The organism is Glycomyces dulcitolivorans, from assembly GCF_003265355.1.
Taxonomy (GTDB): domain Bacteria; phylum Actinomycetota; class Actinomycetes; order Mycobacteriales; family Micromonosporaceae; genus Glycomyces; species Glycomyces dulcitolivorans.
The window spans coordinates 68,053-77,182 of record NZ_QFRW01000091.1; the positions used below are offsets into that span (position 1 = coordinate 68,053).

General features: G+C 74.1%; 7 protein-coding genes. 4 read left to right on the forward strand and 3 right to left on the reverse strand.

What is annotated here, in order from left to right; translation table 11 throughout:
- Positions 1–2 precede the first annotated feature (2 nt).
- The gene (locus DI269_RS10775; protein ID WP_112135620.1) at positions 3–851 is read right to left on the reverse strand and encodes a hypothetical protein; all 849 of its coding nucleotides are present in this window, start codon (positions 849–851) and stop codon (positions 3–5) included.
- Entirely contained in the window at positions 848–2,275 is a 1,428-nt protein-coding gene (locus DI269_RS10780) for an HAL/PAL/TAL family ammonia-lyase (protein WP_112135645.1), read from the reverse strand. The genes DI269_RS10775 and DI269_RS10780 overlap by 4 nt, the downstream gene beginning before the upstream one ends.
- Positions 2,276–2,535: 260 nt before the next feature.
- On the opposite strand from DI269_RS10780, the gene DI269_RS10785 reads away from it, so the two are divergent.
- From DI269_RS10785 to DI269_RS10795, 3 genes are all read left to right on the forward strand, one after another.
- Positions 2,536–4,131, forward strand: coding sequence for a serine/threonine-protein kinase (locus DI269_RS10785; protein WP_112135622.1), 1,596 nt, complete (start codon positions 2,536–2,538; stop codon positions 4,129–4,131).
- 227 nt (positions 4,132–4,358) lie between these two features.
- On the forward strand, positions 4,359–5,207 hold the full coding sequence (locus DI269_RS10790) for an SDR family oxidoreductase (RefSeq protein ID WP_112135624.1): 849 nt from the start codon (positions 4,359–4,361) through the stop codon (positions 5,205–5,207).
- 31 nt (positions 5,208–5,238) lie between these two features.
- Complete coding sequence (locus DI269_RS10795; RefSeq protein ID WP_112135626.1) at positions 5,239–7,905, forward strand: tetratricopeptide repeat protein; 2,667 nt, start codon at positions 5,239–5,241, stop codon at positions 7,903–7,905.
- A gap of 36 nt (positions 7,906–7,941) precedes the next feature.
- Here the strand turns inward: DI269_RS10795 and DI269_RS10800 are convergent, their stop codons facing one another.
- Complete coding sequence (locus DI269_RS10800; protein WP_112135629.1) at positions 7,942–8,256, reverse strand: DUF6355 family natural product biosynthesis protein; 315 nt, start codon at positions 8,254–8,256, stop codon at positions 7,942–7,944.
- Between the two features lie 136 nt (positions 8,257–8,392).
- Between DI269_RS10800 and DI269_RS10805 the strand changes: the two genes are divergently transcribed.
- The coding region (locus DI269_RS10805) for a FecCD family ABC transporter permease (RefSeq protein WP_112135631.1) at positions 8,393–9,130 on the forward strand (738 nt) is incomplete at its 3' end.

Here is a 9,130-nt window from a genome sequence, read left to right on the forward strand (position 1 = left end):
CCTCAGGTGGTCGGTCGCAGCGGTCGCAGGTAGTCGTTGAACAGGTCGGGAACGCGCTCCAGCAGGGGCGCAAGGTCATCGGAGCGATCTGGCGGCGGCTCGGGCATGCCGTGCGCCGACAGGTCGGCGGCGATCTGGGCGAGGCGGCGCGTCAGCTGGGCGTTCAGCGCCCCGTCGCAGACCGCGGCGCGGCGGACGGTGAAGAACTCGTCGTGGAGGTCGAGCTCGGCCGCGCTCGCCGCCGTGCCGGGACGGCGTCCGGCCTTCTGGAGGAGCGAGCCGCCGCCGGGGACGAGGCGCGAGGCGACGGCCATGTGGGCGTCGCGGTTCGCGCGGGCGGCGCGGGCCAGGCGCTCGGTGCGCTGCTCGGGTTGGCAGTCGAGGATCGAGCGCAGGAGCCGCGGGAGTCCGATGTGGTCCCGGGCCCATTCGCCGCTGAAGGCCGGGTGGTGCCCGGCCATGTCGCGGCGGACCGTCGCCTCGTACTCCTCGCGGGTGCATCCGCCGCTGTAGAGGAACAGCACCGCCCCGACCTCGTACCCCGTTGCAGCCCAGTCGATGTCCTCCTGCGGGGAGGCGGCGGCGAGCGCCTCCAGACTGTCGCGCAGGTGCCGCCAGACGCAGAACATGGCCTGGTGCCCCACGGTCCACCGGTAGCGGGCGCGCTCGTGCGGATCGGCCGGCGAGCGCAGGACTTCGGCCTCGCGGCCGCCGAGCAGCGCGTGCTCGGCGGCGACGGGCTGGTCGCAGCCGCGGCAGTCGGCGACGGGCTCGCCGGGCTCGGGCAGGACCAGCGACTCGATCGCCGCATCGGGGCGCGCCGGTGCGATCGAGCGGCATCCGGCCGTCATGAGCCGGCCGCGGCGTCGAGGACGTCGGCGGCCGCGCGGACGTCGGCGTCCAGCGGGCGGTCGACGTCGACGGGGTCGACGACCGCGCAGAGCCGGTCCACCAGGTCGGTGACCCCGGGCCCGGTCGGGCGCTCGCCGAGGTGGACCGCCTGGCGCAGTGCGACGCCGAGCGCGCCGTGGAGCAGGCGCAGCGACCGGGCGTGGTCGAGGGCGTTGAACGCCGCCTGGGTGCCGAACGGGATGACGTCCTGGTTGTGCCAGTTGGTGGGCAGGCTCTGGACCGAGGCCGGGTGCGCGGTCCGGCGCATGTCGGCGACCATCGCGGTCGCGACGACCTGGACGCCCTGGAGCGCGTGCTGGCGCCCCGGGTCGGGCGAGAGCATCGGCGGCAGGCCGCCGTTGCGCCGCGGGTCGATGAGCAGGTCGAGCTGCCGCTCGGCGAGGTTGCCCAGCTGCGTGCCGACCATCGTCATCAGGTCGGCGGCGAACGCGGCGGGCTGCCCGAAGAAGTTGCCGCCGTGGGCGACCGCCTCCTGCTCGGGGAAGACCAGCGGGTTGTCGCTGACCCCGCCGAGGTCGGCGCGGACCACCTCGTCGGCGTAGCCCATGGCCGAGACGGCCGCGCCGATCAGCTGCGGGGTGCAGCGGATGCTGTAGGGCTCCTGGAGCGGCCGGTCGGGCCGCGGGTCGCTGCCGGCGAGGAGGCCGCGCAGGTCGCGGCCGACGTCGGCGGTGGTGCCGTGCCCGAACGCGGTCAGCAGTTCGGGGTCGAGGAACGCGGGCGTGCAGCCGAGGACGTCGGCCAGCGCGGCGGTCAGGAGCACCGCGGCCTTCGCCGAGCGGTGCAGCGACAGCAGGGCGAGTCCGGCTGCGGCCGTGGTGAGGGAGGTGCCGTTGACCATCGCGAGGGCGTCGCGGCCCTGGAAGACGAGCGGGCGGAGTCCGGCCCGCTCCAGCGCCCGCCCGGCGGGCATGCGCTGGCCGGCGAGGTAGGCGTGGCCCTGGCCTTCGAGGGCGCGGGCGAGGTAGGCGAGCGGGACGAGGTCGCCGCTGGCGCCGAGGGAGCCGAGGCGCGGCACGGCGGGCGCGAGGTCGGTGGCGAGGGCGGCGGTGAGCGCTTCGATGACGCGCATGGAGGCGCCCGAGCGGCCGGCGGCGAGCGACCAGAGGCGCACCAGCATGGCGGCGCGGACCAGGTCGGGTTCGAGGTCGGGGCCTTGGCCGGCGATGAGGTGGTCGAGGACGTTGCGGCACTGGTCGGCGGCATCGGACCGTCCTGAGTAGACGACGAGGGGGCCGAACCCGGTGGTGGCGCCGTAGACGGGCCGCCCGTCGAGCAGGCATTCCTCGAAGAAGCGGTGCCCGCGGCGGATGCGCTCCTCGTCGGCGACCTCCACGCGCAGGGGCGATGCCGCCCATTCCAGGGCGCGGGGTTCGAGGGCGGTGCCGTCGGTGTGCAGCAGTCGTGCGGCATTGCGTTCGATCGCGCTGGTCGAGGTCACGCGGCATCACTCCCGGAATCGATGCGATCACTTTTGGTAGTCATCTAACTACATAACGTAGCGATCTGGTGTGCGGTTTCCGCGAGGACGGATCTGTGACAGGACGTGGTGGAGTGGTCCGGACGTGGCACGGCCCGGAGCGTCCGGACGTGCCGGAACCGGATTGCCCGCTCGGAGATGCCATGCAGCGCTTGTCACCCAACGATCCCGACCGCATCGGGCCCTACCGCGTCTTCGCCGAGCTCGGGCGGGGTGCGATGGGGAGGGTGCTGCTCGGGGCCGGCCACGACGGGCGGCTGGTCGCCGTGAAGGTGATCCGCGAATGGCTGAGGGAGGACGAGGAGTTCCTCGCCCGCTTCCGCGAGGAGGTGCGCAAGTCGCGGCAGGTCTCGGGGCTCTACACCGCGGCGGTGGTCCAGGCCAAGCCCGACGATCCGGTCCCGTGGCTCGCCTCGGAGTTCCTGCGCGGGCCCACATTGGACGAGGCGGTCAAGGGCGCCGGTCCGCTGCCGGAGGCGGCGGTGATCCGGCTGGCGGCCGGGCTGGCCTCGGCGCTGGAGGCGATCCACGCGGCCGGGGTGATCCACCGGGACCTCAAGCCGGGCAACGTGATCCTGGAGGGAAGCGGCCCGCGGGTCATCGACTTCGGGATCGCCCGCGCCGCCGAGGGCTCCGACCTGACGCGCACCGGCGCGCTCATCGGCACGCCGGGGTTCATGTCGCCCGAGCAGACGCAGTCGGAGCCGCTGACGGCCGCATCCGACGTCTTCTCGCTCGGTTCGGTGCTCGTGATGGCCTGCACCGGAACGGGTCCGTTCACTGGCGCGTCCACATTGGCCACGATGAACAACGTCGTGCGGGCGGATCCGAACCTCGACGGTGTGCCCGTGCGGGTCCGCGCCCTCGTGGAGCGGTGCCTGGCCGCCGACCCCGGCGACCGGCCGACACCGGCGGAGCTGCTTCAGCTCATCGGACCGGTGACCCCGTCCTCCCGGCCCTGGCCCGACGCGGTAACGGCGCTGGCGGAGGAACAGGAGTCCGCGATCGCGCGGCTCCTCGACGACACCGGGGAGGGCGCCACGCGGATCGACAACGGCCCCACGCTGGTCACGGACCCGAACCGGCGCACCTGGGTCGTGGACGAGCCCCCGCAGCCGGAGCCCGTCGCTCCCCCGGTCCCGCCCCGGCCGCCGATCGACGATCGGCCGAAGCCGCCGAAGCCTCCGACGGACCCGTCGACGCCGGCGAGGGTCGGAGTCGGAGCGGCGGTCGTGCTCGTCGTCGCCGTCATCTCGACCGTCGCGTGGGCCGCCGACCGGGCGAACAACGACGATGACGACGAGGGTCAGTCGCCGGAGCATGCGACCTATGTGGAGGAATGCCGGGACTACGGGTACTCCGAGGCCGAATGCGAGGAGTCCTGGCCGAACGACCCGTCGCTCACCTGGACCGGGCAGCTCTACACCGACGAGCCGACTCCGACCTATGAGACCTACGAAACGTACGAGACGGAGGAGACGACCTCGTCCGACGTGTCGGGCCAGCGCGACGTCTACGTCCAGGAGTGCCAGTACGACGGCTACAGCGCGGCCGAGTGCGACGCGTCCTGGTTCGCCGACTCCTCCTACACCTGGACCGGGGTGCTCTACGGCGACGACGAGCCGACCGACAAGGACGTCTACGTCCAGGAGTGCGTGAACGACGGCTACGCCCAGAGCGACTGCGAATCGTCCTGGTACGCCGACCCCTCCTACACGTGGACCGGGGAGCTCTTCTAGCCTCCGAACCATGCCTCGCTTTCACGTCACCGCAACGACTTCCGCACCGGCTGGACCGTGACCGGCGAGCGCCTCACCGAGCCGGCGCCGGAGCGGCGCATGGCCGACGACCTCGCCGGGCGTCCCGAGGCGTGAGGAATCGGGGCCGGGTGCGCGGTCCGCGAGCGGGTGCCGCGGGACTCTGGTACTGCTAAGTGGTCATGGACGCAGAGGGAAGGGGTTCGGGCGTGGGAGCCATCGCCGTCACCGGTGCCACCGGTCAACTGGGGTCGCGCGTGGCCCGGATGCTCGCCGATCGCGGCGCGGCGCAGCGGCTGATCGTGCGGGACGCCTCGCGCGCGCCGGAGCTGAGCGGCGCGGAGGTCGCGGTCGCCTCGTTCGAGGACGAGGCCGCACTGCGCACCGCGCTGTCTGGAGTGGACACGCTGTTCCTGGTGTCGGCGCACGAGAGCCGCGACCGGATGCCCGAGCACCGCAGCGCGGTGCGCGCGGCGGTGGCGGCCGGGGTCGAGCGGGTCGTCTACACCTCGTTCATGGGCGCCTCGCCGCTGGCGACGTTCACCTTCGCCCGCGAGCACTCCCAGACCGAACAACTGATCATCGAGTCCGGGCTGCGCCTGACCGCGCTGCGCAACGCGCTGTACGCCGACATGCTGCCGCTCTTCGTCCAGGACGGGGTGATCCGCGGACCGGCCGGGCAGGGCCGGGTCGCCTGGGTCGCGCGCCGGGACGTGGCCCGCCTCGCCGTGGAGACGCTGCTCGACGCGGCCCACGCCGACCGGATCTACGACGTGTCCGGTCCCGTGCCGCTGACCATGGACGAGTCCGCGCGCATCCTCGGCGAGGTCACCGGCCGCGAGATCCGGTACGCCCCCGAGACCGACGAGGAGGCCCGCGCCTCGCGCGCGGGCGCCGAGGAGTGGCAGATCGACGGATGGGCCGGGTCGTACAAGGCCGTCGCCACCGGCGAGACCTCCGTGACCAGCCACACCATAGAGCACGTAACCGGCACGCGCCCTTGGACGCTCGAAGAGTTCCTGCGCGCCGAGCCCGGCTCCTGGGCGCACCTGGCCTGAGGGGCGCCCGGGTCGGCCTATCATTGCGCGCATGGCCGACCCCTTGCCCCGTGCCCGCGTCAACCTCCGGCCGCTGCGGCTGCGGGCGATGATGACGCAGGAAGAGCTGGCCCTCAAGTCGGGCGTCGGCACCCGCACCGTGCGCGACATCGAGTCGGGGAAGGTCCGGCCGCAGCCGAAGACGCTGCGGCTCCTGATCGAAGCGCTCGACCTGGACGAGGAGGGCCGCGCGCTGCTGACCGGGGACGCGGCCCCGGCCCCGCAGGTCACCCCGATGACGCTCCCTTCGGGCACGGCCGTGTTCACCGGCAGGCGGGAGCACCTGGCGCGCCTGGACGCGGCGGCCGAGGGGTCGAGCCCGCTGGTCGTCCTGACCGGGGTCGGCGGCGTCGGCAAGACGATGCTGGCCCTGCACTGGGGGCACGGCGCGGCCGACCGGTTCCCCGGCGGGCGCTTCTACCTCGACCTGCGCGGGTTCGCGCCGGGCGCGGCGCCGACCGCGCCGGCTGAGGCCGTCCGGCAGCTGCTCGGCGCGCTGGGGGTGGAGCCGGGGCGCGTCCCGGCCGAGGCCGATGCGCAACTCGCCTTGTACCGCAGCCTCATCGGGGCCGAGCCGCGGCTGCTGATCCTCGACAACGCGCGCGACGCCGCTCAGGTGCGCCCGCTCCTGCCCGACGCCGCGCAGGTGCACACGCTGGTCATCAGCCGCCACCAGCTCGTCGGCCTCGCCGCGTCGCACGGCGCGCGGATCATCGGGCTCGGGGCCTTCGACCGCGACGAGTCGGCCGCGCTGCTCGAACGCCAGCTCGGGGCCGAACGGCTCGCGGCCGAACCCGAAGCGCTGGAACAGATCCTGACCGCGTGCGCCGACCTGCCCCTGGCGCTGGCGATCGCCGGGGCCCGGGCCGCGGCGCAGCCGGGCCTCGCGCTCGGGGAGATCGCCGCCGAGCTGGCGTCCTCGCGGCTCGACGCCCTCACCGCCGGGGAGGACGCGGTCGACCTCCGCGCCGTGTTCTCCTGGTCCTACCAGGCGCTCGGGCCCGCGGCGGCACGGCTGTTCCGCCTGCTCGCGCTCAACCCCGGGCCCGACTTCAGCGCGGCCGCGGCCATCGGTCTCCACGGCGGCGCCGAAGCCGACGCGCGGAAGGCGCTCCGCGCGCTCGCCGAGGCGCACCTGGTCGAGCCGCTGCACGGCGGCCGCTACCGCCTCCACGACCTCCTGCGCCTGTACGCGGCCGAACTCCTCGACGCCGAGCCGGAGGACGCGGCCCTGGACCGCCTGCTCGACTGGTACCTCAACGGCGCCGACGCCTGCCGGTCGGCGCTGTACCCGGCGATGGTCGCGCTGCCGCTGCCTGAGAACCGCAGCGCGCCATACGAACTGACCGCCGAGGCGGCCGCGCGGTGGCTGAAGGACGAGTGGGAGAACCTCATCGCCGCCGTCGAGGTCGCCGCCGCGCACGGCAGGCCGCGGTTCGCGTGGCTCGTGGCCGACGCGACCCGCGGCTACTTCTGGCTCCACATGCTCGGCGACGACGGCGTGCGCATCGGCACGGCCGCCGTCGCGGCGGCGAATGCAGCGGGCGATCCGCTCGGTCAGGCCGCGGCGGAGATGGCGCTGTCGTGCGGGCTGATGCGCTGCAACCGGATGGACGAGACCATCGAGCACTTCCGCGCCGCCGCGGGCTTCGCGCGCACGGCGGGCTGGCCCGCCGGCGCGGCGTCGGCCGAGGGCAACCTGGCGAAGGCCTGCTATTACCAGGGCCGGCTGCGCGAGGGGCTGGTCCACGCCTACGCCGCGCTGCACGAGTTCCGGGCGATCGGCGAGCACCGCGCCGAGTCGACGAACCTGAACCTCCTGGGGCTCCACCACGCCCTGCTCGGCGAGCTCGACACGGGGATCGACTACCTCGAACAGGGCCTGAAGATCGTGAAGGACACCGGGAACGACCCGATCACCGTCCTGTTCCTGACGCACCTGACCGAGATCGAGATCCACCGCGGCCGCCTCGACGCGGCCGCGGCCCACCTGGAGGAGGCCGTCGAGCTGAGCCGCCGCAGCGTCAGCATCGACCGGACTCGCGACCTGCCCGGCGCGACCGCGCGGCTCCTGCTGGCCTCGGGGGAGGCGGCCGAAGCACTCGAACTCGCGAAGCAGGCGGTCGCCGAGCAGGTCGGCGAGGACGACCACCGGAACCGGGCGGCCGACATGGTCACCCTCGCCGCGGCCTACGACGGCATGGGCGAGCACCGCGAGGCGGTCGCCCTCTACGACCGCGTGCTCGCGATGACCGAGCACGACGCCACGGTCTTCCACCGGGTCGAGGCGATGGTGGAGCGGTCGGGGGCGCTGCTGCGCGGCGGCGACGCCGCGGGCGCCGAAGCGGCTGCGGCGCAGGCGCTCCGGACCACCAGGGAGGCCGACTACCGGTTCCTGGAGGGCCGGGCGCTCAACGTCCTCGCCGAGATCGACCTGCACGAGGGGCGGCCCGCCGCGGCCGCCGACCGGGCGACCAAGGCCGAGGAACTCCACCGGCAGACCGGGCACCAGCCCGGCGAGGCCGAGTCCCTGCGGCTCCTCGCGCGCATCGCGCTGGCCGGCGGCGACGAGGAGGCGTTCCTGAGGCGCCGCGATCGGGCCCGCGCGCGGTACGCCGAGATCGGCGCCCCGGTCCCGGACGACCTGGCCGGGGAGTAGCCGGCCCCGGAGCGCGCTCCGGGGCCGCGGATCGGACTAGCGGTGCCAGCCGTACCAGCAGTTGGTGGGCCCGCCCGCGTAGTACGCGAACGTCGTGCGCCAGGTGTTGTAGGGCGAGTCGCCGGCGTTGATGTTGTTCATGCCGGGCCGGGCGCAGAAGTGGTCGTCGTCGCCGAAGACGTGCTCGACGGTGAGCATCACGTTCGTGTCGCCGCAGTGGTTGTAGTCCTGGGTGCCGTCGCCCTGCCAGCCGCAGTGCTGGGCGGCGGCCGGACTGGCGATCGCCATGGTGCCCGCGGCTGCCAGGGCGCTGGCGGCGAGCAGGTGGGCCGCGGCCTGGATGATCCTCATCGGAATTGCTCCTTGCGTCGGTGTCGATGGACGCGAGCAGGCTAACACCGGGCATTTAGGACAAATATTCGCGGCAATCGCCACATTCGCGACAGTGCCGCTGGCCGGTTAGGTTAGCCTCCCCTATTGTGGGACGGTGCCCGTCGCCCTCCGACTCCCCCGGCCCGCCGCCACCGCCCGCGGCCGGGCCGCCGCGTGCCTGGCGGCCGCGATCCTCTTGGGGCTCATCGTCATCGCGTCGCTCGCGTTCGGCGCCCGCGACCTGTCCCCCGCCGAACTGTGGGCCGGGCTCACCCGCGCCGACCCGATCGCGGCCACCGTCGTGTGGGACCAGCGCCTGCCGCGCACCGTCGTCGGCCTCCTCGCCGGGGCGGGCCTGGCCGTCGCCGGGGTCCTCATGCAGACGCTCACCCGCAACCCCCTGGCCGACCCGCGGATCTTCGGCGTCGCGGCCGGGGCGAGCCTGGGGGTGGTGATCGGCCTGAACGTCCTGGGGCTCACCGGGATCGGCCAGTACGTGTGGCTCGGCATCGCCGGGGCGCTCCTCGCCGGGGTCGTCGGGTACGCCGTCTCCACGGTGGCGGCCCGCACCACCGGCGGCGGGCCCGCGACGTACGCGCTGACCGGGGCGGCGATCGACGCGAGCCTCGCGGCGGTCGTGTACGCGGTCCTGGCGACCGACGTGCAGTCCTTCGACCAGTACCGGTTCTGGGCGGTCGGCTCGCTCGCCGGGCGCGGCGCGGACGTCGCCTTCGGCATGGCCCCGTTCGTGCTGGGCGGCCTCGCGCTCGCCCTGCTGGCCGCGCGCGGGCTCGACGGCCTGCAACTGGGCGAGGAGACCGCGGCCGGGCTCGGCCACCGCGTCGGCCTCACC